The organism is Sagittula sp. SSi028 (assembly GCF_048553715.1).
In the GTDB taxonomy this organism is placed as follows: domain Bacteria; phylum Pseudomonadota; class Alphaproteobacteria; order Rhodobacterales; family Rhodobacteraceae; genus Sagittula.
This window is the reverse complement of the sequence record NZ_JBLZNC010000006.1, coordinates 1-15,490: the sequence shown is the minus strand read 5'-3', so window position 1 is coordinate 15,490 and position 15,490 is coordinate 1. Positions and strand designations below refer to the sequence as shown.

The window sequence follows — 15,490 nt, the reverse complement described above, 5'->3', positions numbered from 1 at the left end:
TTTTCACGCCGATTTCACGACCACCACCTTTGAGTGATCGCGCTTCAGGCATTAAACTTCTGGCAGTAATTTTGGGCCGGGGTTTTGATGACCAGATACATTGTCCTACGTGATCGCGCCAAGGTCTGGCGTCGGACCACTGGTCCGACGGCCCCCTTTATCGCGCCTGCGGGGGGCAGCCTTTCGGGTGATCCGGTAATAGAGACTGCAGACCTGTCTCCCGATGCGCTGCGCGCAACCATGACCGATCCCGACTGCCTTGCCGTCTGTCCGACCATGCCCACCCGATTGGTGCAGCCGGAACCGGTGGACGGAATGGATGCGCAAGCCACCGCCCCCGGCTGGGGCGTAACCGCCATCGGGGCAGACCAGTGCCCATGGGACGGCGCAGGCTGCCGCATGGCCGTGCTGGACACAGGGGTCGACCGACAACACCCCGCCTTTGACGGGGTGGGCTTTGTCACCCGCGATTTTGTCGGCACCGGCGTCACAGATGCCAACGGCCATGGCACCCATATCGCGGGGACGATCCTCGGCCGTGATCTGGGTGGCGTCCGTATCGGCGTGGCGCGTGGCATCACCGATCTGATGGTGGCCAAGACCTTGTCCGACAGCGGGTTGGGCTGCACCGGCGCCTTCATGGAGGCCTTTATGTGGGCCGTGGATCAATCCGCCGATATCGCCATGTTCGCGCTCAGCTTTGACATCGCGGCGCAGGTGTCTGCACTGGTCGAGCAGGGCTTTCCGCTGGTGCAGGCCAACACCGCCGCGGTGAACGCCTATCGCGGGAACCTGCGCCTATTCGAGCTGGTCACGCTGATGCTGCCCGTCGCGCGCAGGCCATTGACGATCGCCGCCGTTGGAAACGACAGCCTGCGCTTTATCGCGGATGATTTTGAGACCGGCCCCTCGGCCCCCGCCGCGTCAGAGCGGGTTCTGGCCGTTGGTGCCGTGGCCAGCGATGGCGAGACCTTTAGCCTTGCGCATTTTTCCAACCTCTCGCCCGCACTGGTCGGGCCGGGCGTCGGAATCACATCTGCGGCTTTGGGTGGGGAGTCGCGGGCCCTGAACGGCAGCTCCATGGCGGCAGCCCATGTGGCGGGGGCCGCCGCGCTTTGGCTGCAACAGATGCGCAACACGGGCGAGACGGTCAATGCCAACAAACTGGCAAATCGGCTGATCCAGACCGCCAAGGACAGCGGCCCCTGCGCCGCGCTTAGCCGGACGGAACGCGGTCACGGTATGGTGCAGGTTCCGCAAGGCTAACGCAGCAGACGCCATGCCTTGCGCCGCCAAAGCGCTGCCGCCAAACCAAAGAGGACGCCCAAGCCCAGCACGATCTTCCCTGATGAGGCCATGGTGCCGTCGATCAACGCGGCGTGGGCCACTGTGGCCCCCACGGCCAAGCTTACCGCACCTATATGCACAGCCCGAAACCTGCGGGGGTGAAGCCTGCGCCGCAACACAGCGACACCTGCGGCCAAAACGACGGCCCAAAGCGCCAGAACGCCCCAAACCGAAAACCACGTCGGCGCACGCAGCAACAGCGCGTCGACCACATCCGGCGGGCTGGTCAGCCATAGACCCGCGACATGCGCCAGCACCAAAGCGAGCAGGGCAATACCGCCCCACCTGTGCCACAGACCAATGCGCCGGACAGGCAAGACTTGGGCGATCCACAAAGGCTGCAGCACCATCACGCCCAGCGCCAGAACACCCGCAAGACTGGCGGCGATATAGACCGGCTGTCGCCACGCCATCAGCGGGCTGACGGCCGCTTGCGCCAATGGCAGCATCAAAATCACCGCCACAGCGGACCAGATCAGCGCCGCCCGCATTCAGGCAGGTTGCAACACAAAGTCAGCCTGCAGGCTGGTTGCACGGGGATCGGCCATCACAGGCCGCAGGAACACGGTTTTGAAATCACCACTGTCATAGGCCAGATGCCCATGCGCCTGTCCGAAAGCGGGGACAATCTGCGGCATCTCCAGCCGGAACACGCCGCTTGCATCGGTCAGCGTGGCCCCATGGCTTGCGGGATCCCGTTCATGCCCTTCGGTTGTATGGGCCCAGATCTGAATGCGTTGCCCGGCCAGCGGCGTGCCATCCCCGGCTCGCCGCACCGTTCCGGTCATCATGAACCCACCATTGCCGATGCGGTCCACGATGGGCGCTCCGGGGCGATAATTATTGGCGCCGCTGCGCATCGACGGGGTCGGGGCCAGCCCGGCCGCCCGCGCAGGCACCCGCAAACCAGAGGCCGCAATCAGCAGTGCAGCCCCCGCAGAAGACAGAAACGTTCGTCGTGACAGCATGGGAAACCCTCCGGCAGTGACGCCACAAAACATAGCGCCTCCCGTGTCCGGAACGAAGGCCCCCCACGTCTTTGTGACGTCAGTGTGCCTCGGCCCAGTTGGCCCCCTGCCCCGCATCCACGACCAAAGGCACATCCAGCTTCAGCACGGGATCACAGGCGTTCTCCATCACGTCTTTTGCCACGCCGATCAGATCATCCACCGCGCCGGCCTCGACCTCGAAGATCAGCTCGTCATGCACCTGCAACAGCATCTTCGCGGGAAGCTGAGCAATCGCGTCCGGCATCCGCACCATGGCGCGCCGGATGATATCCGCCGCCGTTCCCTGGATCGGCGCGTTGATCGCGGCCCGCTGGGCAAAGCCCGCACGCGGCCCCTTGGCGGCAATCTCGGGCGTGTGGATCTGGCGGCCAAACAGGGTTTCGACCCGCTTGTGTTCCTTGGCAAAGGCCTTGGTGTCATCCATGTACTGACGGATGCCGGGGAAGCGTTCGAAATAGCGATCAATGAACCCCTGCGCCTCGGCACGCGGGATGCGCAGATTGCGCGCCAGACCAAAGCCCGAGATGCCGTAGATCACGCCAAAGTTGATCGCCTTGGCCTGACGGCGAATGTCGCTGGTCATCTCGTCCATCGGCACGTTGAACATCTCCGACGCGGTCATGGCGTGGATGTCCTGCCCGTCGCGGAACGCCTGCTTCAGCGTCTCGATCCCCGCCATATGGGCGAGAATACGCAATTCGATCTGCGAGTAGTCGAGCGAGACAAGCACCTTGCCCTCGGGCGCGACAAAGGCCTCGCGGATGCGGCGGCCCTCCTCGGACCGGACCGGAATGTTTTGCAGGTTAGGATCATTCGACGCCAAACGCCCCGTGTTCGCCCCCGCAATAGAATAAGACGTATGGACGCGCCCCGTATCGGGATTGATATGCTCCTGCAGGGCGTCGGTATAGGTCGATTTCAGCTTGGACAGTTGCCGCCAGTCCAACACGCGCCCCGGCAGGTCGTGTTCGGTCGCCAGATCCTCCAGCACATCTGCAGGGGTGGAATACTTGCCGGTTTTGCCCTTCTTGCCACCGGGCAGGGACATCTTCTCAAACAGGATTTCTCCCAGTTGCGCGGGGGAGCCCACGTTGAATGTCTCCCCCGCCAAGGCGTGGATCTCTTCCTCCAGCATGGCCATCTTCTGGCTAAAGGCATTGGACATCCGCGACAGCACATCACGATCCACGGCAATGCCGGTCATCTCCATACGTTTGAGCACCGGCACAAGCGGCCGTTCCAGCGTCTCGTAGACGCGGCTCACACCGGCACGGTGCAACTGCGGCCGGAAGGTCAGCGCCAGCCGCAAGGTGATGTCAGCGTCTTCGGCGGCATAGCCGGTGGCCTTGTCGATCGGCACGCGGTCAAAGGTGATCATGCTCTTGCCAGAGCCAAGCAGATCCTTGATCGGAATGGGCGTGTGCCCAAGATAGCGCTCCGACAGGGTGTCCATCCCATGCCCGTGCTGCCCCGCGTTCAAGGCATAGGACATCAGCATCGTGTCATCGATCGGCCCAATCTCGATCCCGTAGCGCGACAAAACCTTTGCGTCATATTTCATGTTCTGACCGATTTTCAGAACCGCCGGATCTTCCAACAGGGGTTTGAGCGCATCCAGCGCCGCCTGCATCGGGATCTGCCCTTCGGCAAGCGCGTCGCCGCCAAACAGATCGTCACCGCCTTCGGCCCGATGGGCCAGCGGGATATAGCAAGCCTCGCCCGGCGCCACCGCCAAAGACACCCCGACCAGCTCGCACAGCATATCGTTCAGTCCGGTGGTTTCGGTATCCACGGCCAGACTGCCCACCTCCTGCGCGCGGGCGATCCAGCCCGCCAAGGCATCCAGATCACGCACGCATTCATAAGCCGCGGCATCGATTGCGGGCCAATCCGGTGCGCTGGTCTCGGCTTCCACGGCTTTGGGCTCCGGAATCGCCGGGGCCTCCTGTCCGAAACGGTCCGCCACGCGCTTTGTCAGGGTGCGGAACTCCATATCCGTCAGGAAACCCAACAACACATCAGGCTCCGGCGCGCGCACCTCGAGATCATCCAGACCAAAGGGCAGATCCATGCCCTCGTCCAACTGGACCAGCTTCTTGGACAACTCGATCTGCGCGCGCTTCTCGATCAGGGTCTGGCGGCGCTTGGGCTGTTTGATCTCCTCGGCACGGTCCAGAAGCTCCTCGAGCGATCCGAACTCATTGATCAAAAGCGCCGCCGTTTTGATCCCGATCCCCGGCGCGCCCGGCACGTTGTCCACCGAATCGCCTGCGAGCGCCTGAACATCCACGACCCGCTCCGGCCCGACACCGAACTTCTCGAACACTCCCTCGCGGTCGATGCGCTTGTTCTTCATAGGGTCAAGCATTTCGACCCCGTCGCCCACAAGCTGCATCAAATCCTTGTCAGACGACAGGATGGTCACACGCCCGCCAGCCTCACGCGCCCGACACGCCAGCGTCGCCATGATATCGTCCGCTTCAAAGCCTTCGATTTCCTTGCACGCGATGTTAAAGGCTTCTGTCGCCTGACGCGTCAACGGGATCTGGGGGCGCAGATCCTCCGGCATGGCCTCGCGGTTGGCCTTGTACTGATCGTACAGATCGTTGCGGAAGGTATGCGATCCCTTGTCAAAGATCACCGCCACATGCGTGGGCGCATCGGGGCCTGCGTTTTCCTCGACATAGCGCTGCAGCATGTTGCAAAAGCCGCTCACCGCACCGATGGGCAAACCGTCGGACTTGCGCGTCAGCGGCGGCAGCGCGTGAAACGCCCGAAAGATATAAGCCGATCCATCGATCAGATGCAGGTGACAGCCCTTGCCGAATGCCATGTCGCGCGCTCCTTGAGGTTTGCGCCAGATGTGCCACGACACAGGACGGGACGCCAGACCCGACTGTCACAACCGCCTGAGGGCGGCTCAGACCTTGCCCTCGAAATCCTTGTGCACCAGCTTGGCATCACAATAGGGGCATTCGACAAAACCCACCTCTTCGGGGATCTGCAACCAGACGCGCGGATGCCCCAGCGCGCCCTCGCCGCCGTCACAGGGAACACGGTACGCATGCACAATACGGGTTTCGGGGGCCTCGATGGTCATGAACATCCCTTTCACAAAGCTCTTACCGCTATATGAGCCAAGCCCGCCCACGGGGCAAGCGCGACAGAGATCTTGTCGCGCCTTGGTTTTTTCTTGGTAAAAATACCTCCGCCGGAGGCATCCGGCAGGCGGCCCACCGGGCAGCCTGCCGCAAGACATGGCACGCCTGACCGCTCAGGCAGGCTGCAGCATCCGGCCCAATGTGCGCCCTGCCAGCACATGGACGTGCAAATGCGGTACTTCCTGCACCCCGTCTCGGCCCGCATTTGCGATCAACCGCCAACCGTCGACCTCCAAGCCCTCCATGCGACAAACCTCACCCACCGCGCGGATGTAATCGACGATCTCTGCATCCGACGCCGTCTGCGCGAAGTGATCGAAACAGACATAAGGCCCCTTGGGGATCACCAGAATATGAGTGGGCGCTTGCGGCTGGATATCGCGAAAGGCCAGACTGTGCTCGGTCTCCAGCACGGTCTGGTTCGGGATCTCCCCGCGCAAGATCTTGGCAAAGATGTTCTGGTCGTCATAGCTATGGGCCATCTGCGCCTCCTATAGGTCCGTTTCGCGCATCAAGGCCCATTCCGCAGGCAGGCGCAACCATCTCGCGTCGAAGCAGCACTTTGCTTCTGCTGCGTTTCTCTCTAGGTACATGCCCATACAGACCAGAGGTTCCCATGTCCGTTTCCATGATGTCCACCTTCATTAAGCCCATGCACCCCGAGGGCCGCAAGTTCGTCGCCATTGCGGCGGCGATCACCCTCGTGCTGTTCCTCATCTGGGAGCCGCTCGGCTGGATCGGTGTCGGGCTGACTGTCTGGGTCTACTATTTCTTCCGCGATCCCGAACGCGCCACCCCCACCCGCGATGACATCATGGTCTCGCCCGCCGATGGCATCGTCTCGCTGCTGGAGCCGGCTGTGCCGCCCGCCGAGCTGGGCCTTGGCGATCAGCCGATGGTGCGCGTCTCCGTGTTCATGTCGGTATTCAACTGTCATGTGAACCGCCTGCCCACCGCAGGTGTGGTCGACAAGGTCGCCTACCGCCCGGGCAAATTCCTCAACGCCTCGCTGGACAAAGCGTCCGAGGACAACGAACGCAACGGTCTTGCCGTCACCCTGCCCGATGGCCGCCGCTATGGTGTTGTCCAGATTGCAGGTCTGGTGGCCCGCCGCATCCTGTGCTGGACCGCCGAGGGCGACACGCTGGAACGTGGCGAACGTTTTGGCCTGATCCGCTTTGGCTCGCGTCTCGACATCTACCTGCCCGAGGGCGTCACCCCCACCGTCCGCATCGGCCAGACCATGGTGGCGGGCGAAACCGTGATCGCCGACCTGACCGGCCAGATTGCCGAGCGCTGAGATGAGCCAGCAGCCCGACGACCTCGACGACCAGACCGCAAGCGACTCCAAAGCGCAGCGCGAAGTCAGCCTGATCCTGCTGATCCCGAACATGGTGACCCTGATCGGCCTGTGTTTCGGACTGACGGGCATCCGCTTCGCGCTCGAAGGGCACTACAGCTGGGCGGTGTTCCTGATCATGCTGTCGGCGCTGGCGGACCTGTTCGACGGGCTTCTGGCGCGGCGTCTGGGGGCGCAATCGGAAATGGGCGCCCAGCTCGACAGCCTGTCGGACTTTCTGTGCTTTGGCGTGGCCCCCGCCATTCTGGTCTACGAGGTGCACCTCGGCGAATGGCGCGGCCTTGGCTGGATCTTCGCGCTGATCTTTGCGGTCTCTGCCTGTCTGCGTCTGGCGCGCTTCAACGTGATGTCCGGTCAGGCTGACCCTAACGACGCCCCCAAACGCCACTTCGTGGGCGTGCCCGCGCCCGCCGGTGCGCTGCTTGGGCTGCTGCCGGTCTTTCTGTCCTATATCGACGTGCTGCCCATCGGTGCGGCCCCGGTGCTGGTCAGCGCTTGGCTCGCCTTTGTCGGGGCGCTGATGATCTCCAACCTCCACACCCCCTCGCCCAAGGGCGTCAAAGTGCCCCGCCGCATGGTCGCGGTGTTGTTCTTCGCCATCGTCGTGGCCATGGGGCTTTTGTTCACCCGGCCCTGGGCCCTTCTGGTGATTGTGGATCTGGCGTATCTCGCCGTCATCCTCTGGGCCTTGGTCAAGGCACGGGGTCGCCTGTTCGGCTGACCCCGATCAATCCGCAAACAGGTGGTCGAGCTTGACGATGTCATGCGCCGTGCTCGTCGGCACGGTCAGGAACTCGGCCACCGCACGCGCATTCACCTCGGTCGGGTCAATTTCACGCATGTGATTGTGATGCTCGAACTCCGCATCCCGCATCCGGTCGCTTTCATGCGTCATGTCATTGCGCACTGTGGGCAGCAAACGCTCGATGGTTTCCCGCGGTGTGCGATCACCGGCCAGCCCCACACGCATCGCGTGGCCGATCAGGTAATCGTCCGAGAACTGGCACTCGATTTCCAGAAACCGAGTCGTTGACCGGTCGCGCCCGAAATCCTCGAGCAGATCCAGATTGGCCGGATCCATACAGACCACCAAGCGGTCTGTGTCGTAATAGTCGAACAGCATCCGCATCAAAGCCCGCCGATGCCTGTGACGCTTGCCCATGGTGGACTGGATGCCCCCCAGATCCGGCAAATGGCAGGATTCCTCGTTAAACAGATATTCGACACACGGGATGTTCGTCATCTGGCGAATGCGGTCCACCAGACGTTTGGCCACGTGCCATTTTTTGCAAACCACGATCAGCAGCTCGCGCTCCCGACCGAGCGACGATTCCTTCTCCCAGAAGCGGGGGGCAAATCGGCGACCGATGCGCCCCTTGCCCGACAGGAACTTGAACAGAGACCGCCCCTCGTTAGAGATCTGGAACTTCGCGCCCTCGGTCGAAAAGAGCACCCCCAGCCGACGCTTCAGCTCCTGCGCCTCCGGAGAGATCTTGCGCGCGAACAAAAAGTCCTGACTGAGCAACAGGTCATAGTGATCGTTATAGAACACCACCGGCATGCCGTATTCGGTGAACATCAAAAACGTCAGCGTCCGGCATTCAATTTCTCCCTCAGGGACCAAATGGCGCACCAAGGTCTGGAAAAACGTCTCATCCGGGATCCAGGTGGTCGAGAAAAAGCGCATCACATCGCGCCGACGCTTCGTGAAATCGATGATCCATTCGATGGTCCGGCGCCGCAGACACCACCACTGCGACCCGATCATCACATCGATATCCGCCGGAATTTCGCGCGTCAGCCCCAGCCGCTTTTGCAGCTCGAACATGCCATAAAACCTGCGCTTTTGCGTGCGCTCATTGAACCAATGGCGGTAGATCAGCCGCTCTTCCTTCCAACCGGTCTTGATCCAGTCCGATTGGAAATAATCGAAGCTCTCGATGTAATCCTTGTCATGGCGATCCAGAAAATCATGCGCGTATTCCGCCGATTTGATCGCCATGCAGTCACCCGACAGCATGTAGAAATGCGTGGCGCGCGGGAATGCATCGACTGCGGCTTCAACCGCATGCAGCGTCGCCGCCACCAAGGACCACTCCCCCCAGCCACATTTGATCCGTTTCTTGGCAAAGGTGACATTCGGGTTGTCTCTCAATGCCTTACGGATCTGCGCGTAATGCTCTGGCCGCGCCGAGGCGTCGAAGTGGATCGCCATATAATCCCCCGCAGCCGTAAGGCTTTGGGCCTGACGGATGATCGCGTCAGGGTCCTTGTGGCACAGCAGGATAAAGGCAATCTTCGCCATCTGGGAAACGGTCTACCCCGTAAAGGTGTGATTGTTTACGTTACTAAAGATGAACGCCCATTGAATAAACCGTCATTTTAGGGTTATTTCGCATAGGAACGGGTCCTAGGGTACAACGATCCGAAAAGCAAAAAGAACAGGCAGCCAGAGGCAAGACAATGGGCTTTCCCGGAACTTGGATGACCGAAAGCGAAAGCGTCGTATACCGCGTGGTGCCGAAATGCGCATGCTCGACCATCGGTCAAATCATGTATTATTCTGATCACGGCGAATTCTTCGACGGCGATATTCACGACGCCACGGGCGGCATGCACAAATGGGCCATCGAAGACAGCCAGCCCAAGATCAACGCAAACGTCAAAACCCGCGCCTCCTACGCCTTCACCTGCGTGCGCAACCCCTACACACGCATCCTGTCGTCCTTCTTCGACAAGATCTGCGGCATCCAGCGCAATGGCCGCCGCTACCGTGGCAATCTCGTGCCATTATTGATCCAGAAATACGGGATCGAGGTCGGCGGCGACGACGGCAAAGACGACTTCGACCAGATCCGCAGCTTCCGCCGCTTCTTGCTGTTCACCCGCGACACCATCCGCTGGCGCCGCCCGATGGAGCCTGACATCCACTGGTCCGCCATGTCCGGCCACGTCTCGACCTTCATCGTCAACGGCGGCCGCTACAACAAGATCTTCTGGACCGAGCAATTCAACGACGGCATGCAACAGGTGCTCGACGCCATCGAGACGCCGCACAACGTCGACCTCTCGGCCATCCCGCGTTTCAACGAATCCGAAGGCCACGGTCCGAAACGCGCCCACCCGGTCGAAGACTACTTCGACGATCTGTCGATGCATCTGGTCTATGAAATCTACAAACGCGATTTTGACCTGTTCAAATACGACTTCGAAAATCCGGGCAACAAGATGCCCATCGCGGAAATCGACCTCGACGAAGTCCACGCAAAGCTCGGCGACTGACCGCACGCCTTTGCTTTTTCTTGGCTCAAATACCTAAAATGCGCCCGGCCAATGGTCGGGCGCCCGTGTTTCAGGCCTCGATCGCCTTGATCAGATCGACCCGCGTCCCGTGACGCCCGCCTTCGAACTCCGTCTCCAGAAACGCATCCACAATCGCAAGCGCAAGGCCCGGACCCACGACCCGTTCGCCAATCGACAGGATCTGTGCGTCGTTATGCGCGCGGATCATCCGGGCAGAGAACTCGTCCGCACAAACACCGCAACGGATGCCTTTGACCTTGTTCGCGGCCATCATGATGCCTTGGCCGGTGCCGCACAGGATGATGCCGAACCGACACTCCCCCGAGGCCACCCGCTCCGCTGCAGCCTGCCCATGGATCGGGTAATGTGTGCTCTCAGGCGTGGTCGGGCCGATGTCGACCGCTTCCCATCCCTTCGCTTCGATGTGTTGCGCGATCTGCTGGCGCAGCGCGATGGCGGCGTGGTCGCTGGACAGAACGATACGCTTGTTCTCGGACATGGTGGATCTCTTTGCATGAAAAAGGGGCGTCGCGGTGCCTTTACCACGACGCCCCCTGCTTTTCCTACCCCGTTCAAACGGTGGGAATGGCGATCATACGTCCTTCGGCCTGCAACTGCGCATGCGCCTCATCAAGGCTCAGCCGCGCCCGTTCGATCAGGATGTCGACCTCCTCTTTCGAGATCACCAACGGCGGCGAGATAATCATCCGGTCGCCCACATGGCGCATGATCAGATTGTTGGCAAAGCACCGCTCCCGCGTGATAAACCCTGCGGTGCCGCCCTCGCCTGCGAATTTCGCGCGCGACGCCTTGTCCGGTGTCAGCGCGATCGAGCCCATATGCCCCACAATGCTCGCCTCGCCGACCAGAGGGTGATCCATCAGCCCTTCGAACTTTTCCTTCAGATAAGGCGCCACGTCGGTGGCAGCGGTGGTGACGATGCCCTCTTCGTCCAGCAGCCGCAGGTTTTCCAGCGCCACGGCACAGGCCACGGGATGCCCCGAATATGTGTAGCCGTGGTTGAACTCCACACCGTCAATGACCTTGGCCACCCCGTCGGACACGATCGACGCCCCGATCGGCTGGTAGCCAGAGGACAGCCCCTTGGCCACCGTCATGATATCGGGGCGGATCCCCATCGTTTGCGAGCCGAACCATTCGCCCGTGCGGCCAAAGCCACAGATCACCTCATCCGCGATCAGCAGGATGCCGTATTTGTCGACGATACGCTGGATTTCCGGCCAGTAGGTGCTGGGCGGCACGATAACGCCTCCGGCTCCCTGAATGGGCTCCGCGATAAAGGCCGCGACCTTATCCGCACCAAGCTCAAGGATCTTCTCCTCCAACAGCTGCGCGCGGGCCAGCCCGAACTCCTCCGGCGTCATATCGCCGCCTTCCATGTACCAATAAGGCTGGTCAATGTGGTGAATGCCCGGAATGGGCATGCCGCCCTGCGCGTGCATCCCCTTCATCCCGCCAAGCGAACCTGACCCCATGGCCGACCCGTGATAGCCGTTCCAGCGCGAGATCACATGGCTGCGTTCCGGCTGCCCCTTCTCCTGCCAATAGGTCCGCACCAAACGCAGGTTGGTGTCATTCGCCTCCGACCCGGAATTGGCAAAGAACACATGGTTCAGATCGCCCGGGGCAAGCTCGGCCAGGCGCGCTGCAAGGTTGATCGCCGGCACATGGCTGGTCTGGAAAAACGTATTGTAGAACGGCAGTTCGCGCATCTGGCGCGCGGCGGCCTCGGCCAGCTCCGGGCGGCCATAGCCGATGTTCACACACCACAGCCCGGCCATGGCATCCAGAATGCGGTTGCCTTCGGAATCATTCAGCCAGCAGCCGTCCGCGCGGGTGATGATCCGCGCGCCCTTGCCGCCCAATTCGGCGCCGTGGGTGAAGGGATGCATGTGGTGTGCGGCATCCAATGCCTGCAAATCTGCGGTCGGTGAATTGGGGGTCAGGATCGTCATCAGGAGCCTCCTTCAAGGTTGGCGCCGAGAATATGATCAAATTATCCAAAGTCAATCTGGCCCGTAACATGACACCCCGAAACGGGATCGCCCCGGGCGGGCGGGGCGCTTTTGCGCAGCAAACAGCTCCGCGCGACCGACACCTCAAACAGCGGCGGCGATCATCTCCATCCCCTGACGAACATCGCCTGCCACCGCTTCCGCCGCCGCCGCAGTATCCCCTGCGTCCAGCGCGTCGAGCAATTCCTTATGCAAATCCCGCATGGAGCGCGTCCCCTCCTGACCACAGACCACCCGCAGCGACGGACCGAACCGCAGCCAAAGGCTCTCTGTCAGCGATGTCAGCACAGGGGCCGCAGCCTGCGCGTTCAGCGCCGCGTGGAACGCATGATTCTCCCGGAGGTAAACTTCGACATCACCCCGCGCGATACCGCGATCCAGTCGCGAATCGATCTCGCGCAGCACAGCGATCTGGTCTGGCGTGATCCGCTCGGCCGCGCGAGCGGCCAAACGTGGCTCGATCGCCAGCCGCGCCTCCGTCAAATCCTCGACCGCATCGGCATCCAGCACAGGCACCACAATCCGGCGGTTGCCAAGGCTCTCCAGCGCGCCCTCCGCCGTCAGCCGGCGCAAGGCCTCGCGCACCGGCGTCATCCCCGCCCCCAACCGATCCACGACACCTTGGATCGTGACAGGTTCACCGGGGGCCAGCACGCCGAACAGCACCAGATCGCGCAGATCACGATACACCTGTTCATGCACCGGAACACCCGCGCCTGTGCCGCGCTCTGCCTCGTGTTTCACCATAAACCGCCGACCCTTACCTGTCTTTTCCCTGCCAAAGCATCGCCGAAGTTGCCAGACCATGCAACTTATGATCAAAATTCCGCACGGGCCGAAAGACGCCCCGCGACCCACGGGAGATTCTCATGACAAAGACACTGATGACCCTGACCGCATCTGCGGCGTTGATGGCCGGACTGGCCCACGCCGAAGAGGTGCGCGTCTACAACTGGTCCGATTACATCGACGAAGCTCTGCTGGAAAAGTTCGAGCAGGAAACCGGCATCGATCTGGTCTACGACGTCTTTGACAGCAACGAACTGCTGCAAACCAAGATGCTCGCAGGCGGTTCCGGCTACGATGTGGTTGTGCCCACCGGCACCTTCCTGCAGCGCCAGATCGCAGCGGGGTCTTTCCAGCCGCTCGACAAATCCAAGCTGTCGAACCTCGACAACATGTGGGATGTGATCTCCGACCGGACGGCCAAATATGACGCGGACAACGCCCATGCGATCAACTACATGTGGGGCACCACCGGCATCGGCGTGAACGTCCCCAAGGTCAAGGAACTGCTCGGCGAAGACGCCCCCCTGAACAGCTGGGATCTGGTCTTCAAAGCCGAGAACATGGAAAAGCTTGCCGAATGTGGTGTCCACTTCCTCGACGCTCCGGCTGAAATGTTGCCCGCGGCTCTGAACTACATCGGCGAAGACCCCGACAGCCATGACCCCGACGTCATTGCCAAGGCCGAAGCGGTCTACGAACCCGTCCGCCCCTACATCCAGAAATTCCATTCCTCGGAATACATCAACGCATTGGCCAATGGCGAAATCTGCGTGGCGGTCGGCTGGTCCGGCGACGTGCTGCAGGCCCGCGACCGCGCCGCCGAGGCGGACAACGGCGTCGAAGTGGAATACATCATCCCGACCGAAGGCGCTCAGATGTGGTTCGACATGATGGCGATTCCGGTCGATGCCCCCAACCCGGACGGCGCGCATAAATTCCTCGACTTCATCATGAATGCCGAGAACATGGCCGCCGCATCGAACTACGTCTACTACGCCAACGGCAACAAGGCGTCGCAGGAATTCCTCAACGAGGACGTGATCGGTGATCCCGCCGTCTACCCCGACGAGGCGACCATGGAAAACACCTACACCACAACGCCCTACCCGCCCAAGGTTCAGCGCGTAGTGACCCGCCTGTGGACCACCATTAAATCCGGCACCTAATTCGAGGCTGTACAGAAACTTGCAAAGCCCCACGCCACGCGTGGGGCTTTTTCCATTTCCACCGCCGCCGGAGCCGATGCCATCGGCGTTAACTGCCTGCCAGAAACGGAGTGGAATTGACCTGCTCCCCTGAACAGTCCGGTGTTCTGAGTTAGCCTGTTCTCCAAACGAGGAGACAGACGATGAAGAGAAGCCGTTTCAGCGACGAACAGATTATCGGGATATTGAATGAGCATCAGGCTGGGCTTGGGGCGAAGAGCTGTGCCGCAAGCACGGTCTCAGCGATGACACTTTCTACAAATGGCGCTCGAAGTATGGCGGCATGCATTGCCCCGGCAACACATGCAAAGCATGTGTGAGAGGGAAGTGCCCGAAGCCAAGAGGCTAAAGGCCTTGGAGACTGAGAACGCAAAGCTGAAGAGTTGGAGGGATCAGCAAAGTCCCCAGTGGGGCGTTTGCCCTGAACAACGCTCGCGGAGCACATGCTTGACGTGGCCACACTGAAGGAAATGCTGGAAATGGGACAGGCGAACGCCATGCGTTCGAGTGAGCCTGCGGACCCTTCTGAAGCCCGGTGCAAGGCGACGAGCCGTGGACTGGGCCATGACAGAGAAAAGCTACGGGCGTGCGCCTTGGCCGGGATTGATCCGCGCGTCTACAGGCGGCGGTCAACCAAACTGGACCTGTCGCGGTTTGATGCCGCTCCTTTGATAGCATTTCCTGCAACAAAGGAGACTGAGCTACTCCCCACAGATCAAAGAAGCCTCTGAATCGCAGATCGGGCGTCATGCTGTAAGTGTGGGAGCGGCGCACCGCTTACTTATGTTTGACTTTGGATTTGGTTGCGGGAGTAGGATTTGAACCTACGACCTTCAGGTTATGAGCCTGACGAGCTACCGGGCTGCTCCATCCCGCGACACTTTGATTGTGCATTGGCCGCATGGCTTTGCACGTGTCTAGCACTTCGTGTTTTATGGAAGTGCGCGTATCGCATCGTTTAGAGAGGATTGTCTGGATCTACTAGGTTTGGCGGTTACCTACTCTCCCACGTCTTAAGACGCAGTACCATTGGCGTAGAAGCACTTAACGGCCAGGTTCGGAATGGAACTGGGTGTCTTGCTTTCGCTATGTCCACCAAACCGAGAAGATCCAGAAGACGTTCCCGGGGAACGTCTGATCAATCACGTCGCGCCCCGGTTTTCGGGGTGCGTGTTGTCCAGGTTTTGTACACGTTGTGTGTATGCTTGTATCTGGTAACGGTTCGTTTGGAACCTTGCTGTTACTGGATCAAATCAAGCCTATCGGACCATTAGTACCG

At 61.1% G+C, this 15,490-nt stretch carries 14 protein-coding genes, 1 tRNA gene, 1 rRNA gene and 1 pseudogene; 6 read left to right on the top strand and 11 right to left on the bottom strand.

Annotation, left to right across the window (positions count from 1 at the left end; all coding sequences use genetic code 11):
* The first annotated feature begins 87 nt into the window (after positions 1-87).
* Positions 88-1,266: a S8 family serine peptidase gene (locus tag ACN5AZ_RS12240; protein ID WP_419429176.1), complete on the top strand. Its 1,179-nt coding sequence runs from the start codon at positions 88-90 to the stop codon at positions 1,264-1,266.
* On the opposite strand, the gene ACN5AZ_RS12235 is transcribed toward ACN5AZ_RS12240, so the two are convergent.
* From ACN5AZ_RS12235 to ACN5AZ_RS12215, 5 genes are all read right to left on the bottom strand, one after another.
* Entirely contained in the window at positions 1,263-1,838 is a 576-nt protein-coding gene (locus ACN5AZ_RS12235) for a ferric reductase (RefSeq protein WP_419429175.1), read from the bottom strand. The two genes, ACN5AZ_RS12240 and ACN5AZ_RS12235, sit on opposite strands and share 4 nt — an antisense overlap.
* The gene (locus ACN5AZ_RS12230; protein ID WP_419429174.1) at positions 1,839-2,315 is read right to left on the bottom strand and encodes a twin-arginine translocation pathway signal; all 477 of its coding nucleotides are present in this window, start codon (positions 2,313-2,315) and stop codon (positions 1,839-1,841) included. It abuts the gene before it with no gap.
* Between the two features lie 79 nt (positions 2,316-2,394).
* Positions 2,395-5,190: a DNA polymerase I gene (polA, locus tag ACN5AZ_RS12225; protein WP_419429173.1), complete on the bottom strand. Its 2,796-nt coding sequence runs from the start codon at positions 5,188-5,190 to the stop codon at positions 2,395-2,397.
* 87 nt (positions 5,191-5,277) lie between these two features.
* Complete coding sequence (locus ACN5AZ_RS12220) at positions 5,278-5,457, bottom strand: zinc-finger domain-containing protein (RefSeq protein ID WP_419429172.1); 180 nt, start codon at positions 5,455-5,457, stop codon at positions 5,278-5,280.
* Between the two features lie 174 nt (positions 5,458-5,631).
* The gene (locus ACN5AZ_RS12215; RefSeq protein WP_419429171.1) at positions 5,632-6,000 is read right to left on the bottom strand and encodes a histidine triad nucleotide-binding protein; all 369 of its coding nucleotides are present in this window, start codon (positions 5,998-6,000) and stop codon (positions 5,632-5,634) included.
* A gap of 134 nt (positions 6,001-6,134) precedes the next feature.
* On the opposite strand from ACN5AZ_RS12215, the gene ACN5AZ_RS12210 reads away from it, so the two are divergent.
* On the top strand, positions 6,135-6,818 hold the full coding sequence (locus ACN5AZ_RS12210) for a phosphatidylserine decarboxylase (RefSeq protein WP_419429170.1): 684 nt from the start codon (positions 6,135-6,137) through the stop codon (positions 6,816-6,818).
* Between the two features lies 1 nt (position 6,819).
* Positions 6,820-7,599, top strand: a complete 780-nt coding sequence (gene pssA / locus ACN5AZ_RS12205) for a CDP-diacylglycerol--serine O-phosphatidyltransferase (RefSeq protein ID WP_419429169.1) — start codon at positions 6,820-6,822, stop codon at positions 7,597-7,599.
* 6 nt (positions 7,600-7,605) lie between these two features.
* Here pssA and ACN5AZ_RS12200 read toward each other — a convergent pair whose 3' ends face one another.
* On the bottom strand, positions 7,606-9,183 hold the full coding sequence (locus tag ACN5AZ_RS12200; protein WP_419429168.1) for a DUF5928 domain-containing protein: 1,578 nt from the start codon (positions 9,181-9,183) through the stop codon (positions 7,606-7,608).
* Between the two features lie 158 nt (positions 9,184-9,341).
* Between ACN5AZ_RS12200 and ACN5AZ_RS12195 the strand changes: the two genes are divergently transcribed.
* Positions 9,342-10,160 carry a sulfotransferase family protein gene (locus ACN5AZ_RS12195; RefSeq protein WP_419429167.1) on the top strand — a complete coding sequence of 273 codons (819 nt, stop codon included), beginning with the start codon at positions 9,342-9,344 and terminating at the stop codon, positions 10,158-10,160.
* A gap of 70 nt (positions 10,161-10,230) precedes the next feature.
* Here ACN5AZ_RS12195 and rpiB read toward each other — a convergent pair whose 3' ends face one another.
* The 3 genes from rpiB to ACN5AZ_RS12180 all read right to left on the bottom strand — a co-directional run bounded on the left by rpiB (position 10,231) and on the right by ACN5AZ_RS12180 (position 12,964).
* Entirely contained in the window at positions 10,231-10,680 is a 450-nt protein-coding gene (gene rpiB, locus ACN5AZ_RS12190; protein WP_419429166.1) for a ribose 5-phosphate isomerase B, read from the bottom strand.
* A 73-nt stretch (positions 10,681-10,753) separates the two neighbouring features.
* The gene (locus tag ACN5AZ_RS12185) at positions 10,754-12,157 is read right to left on the bottom strand and encodes an aspartate aminotransferase family protein (RefSeq protein WP_419429165.1); all 1,404 of its coding nucleotides are present in this window, start codon (positions 12,155-12,157) and stop codon (positions 10,754-10,756) included.
* 144 nt (positions 12,158-12,301) lie between these two features.
* A complete protein-coding gene (locus tag ACN5AZ_RS12180) occupies positions 12,302-12,964 on the bottom strand; it encodes a GntR family transcriptional regulator (RefSeq protein WP_419429164.1) in 663 nt (220 codons plus the stop codon).
* Between the two features lie 122 nt (positions 12,965-13,086).
* Between ACN5AZ_RS12180 and ACN5AZ_RS12175 the strand changes: the two genes are divergently transcribed.
* Entirely contained in the window at positions 13,087-14,172 is a 1,086-nt protein-coding gene (locus ACN5AZ_RS12175; protein WP_419429163.1) for a polyamine ABC transporter substrate-binding protein, read from the top strand.
* Between the two features lie 182 nt (positions 14,173-14,354).
* Positions 14,355-14,592 (top strand): annotated as a pseudogene (locus ACN5AZ_RS12170) (transposase); the annotation flags it as partial.
* Positions 14,593-15,011: 419 nt separating this feature from the next.
* On the opposite strand, the gene ACN5AZ_RS12165 reads toward ACN5AZ_RS12170, so the two are convergent.
* Both ACN5AZ_RS12165 and rrf read right to left on the bottom strand, forming a co-directional pair.
* Positions 15,012-15,088, bottom strand: a tRNA-Met gene (locus ACN5AZ_RS12165).
* 108 nt (positions 15,089-15,196) lie between these two features.
* Positions 15,197-15,311, bottom strand: a 5S ribosomal RNA gene (rrf, locus tag ACN5AZ_RS12160).
* Between the last annotated feature and the right edge of the window lie 179 nt (positions 15,312-15,490).

Coding starts and splice junctions, on each gene's coding strand:
- ACN5AZ_RS12200 (WP_419429168.1), bottom strand. CDS start 9,183: ATGGCGAAGATTGCCTTTATCCTGCTGTGCCACAAGGACCCTGACGCG.
- ACN5AZ_RS12215 (WP_419429171.1), bottom strand. CDS start 6,000: ATGGCCCATAGCTATGACGACCAGAACATCTTTGCCAAGATCTTGCGC.
- ACN5AZ_RS12235 (WP_419429175.1), bottom strand. CDS start 1,838: ATGCGGGCGGCGCTGATCTGGTCCGCTGTGGCGGTGATTTTGATGCTG.
- pssA (WP_419429169.1), top strand. CDS start 6,820: ATGAGCCAGCAGCCCGACGACCTCGACGACCAGACCGCAAGCGACTCC.
- ACN5AZ_RS12195 (WP_419429167.1), top strand. CDS start 9,342: ATGGGCTTTCCCGGAACTTGGATGACCGAAAGCGAAAGCGTCGTATAC.
- ACN5AZ_RS12230 (WP_419429174.1), bottom strand. CDS start 2,315: ATGCTGTCACGACGAACGTTTCTGTCTTCTGCGGGGGCTGCACTGCTG.
- rpiB (WP_419429166.1), bottom strand. CDS start 10,680: ATGTCCGAGAACAAGCGTATCGTTCTGTCCAGCGACCACGCCGCCATC.
- ACN5AZ_RS12210 (WP_419429170.1), top strand. CDS start 6,135: ATGTCCGTTTCCATGATGTCCACCTTCATTAAGCCCATGCACCCCGAG.
- ACN5AZ_RS12185 (WP_419429165.1), bottom strand. CDS start 12,157: ATGACGATCCTGACCCCCAATTCACCGACCGCAGATTTGCAGGCATTG.
- ACN5AZ_RS12175 (WP_419429163.1), top strand. CDS start 13,087: ATGACAAAGACACTGATGACCCTGACCGCATCTGCGGCGTTGATGGCC.
- ACN5AZ_RS12220 (WP_419429172.1), bottom strand. CDS start 5,457: ATGACCATCGAGGCCCCCGAAACCCGTATTGTGCATGCGTACCGTGTT.
- polA (WP_419429173.1), bottom strand. CDS start 5,190: ATGGCATTCGGCAAGGGCTGTCACCTGCATCTGATCGATGGATCGGCT.
- ACN5AZ_RS12180 (WP_419429164.1), bottom strand. CDS start 12,964: ATGGTGAAACACGAGGCAGAGCGCGGCACAGGCGCGGGTGTTCCGGTG.
- ACN5AZ_RS12240 (WP_419429176.1), top strand. CDS start 88: ATGACCAGATACATTGTCCTACGTGATCGCGCCAAGGTCTGGCGTCGG.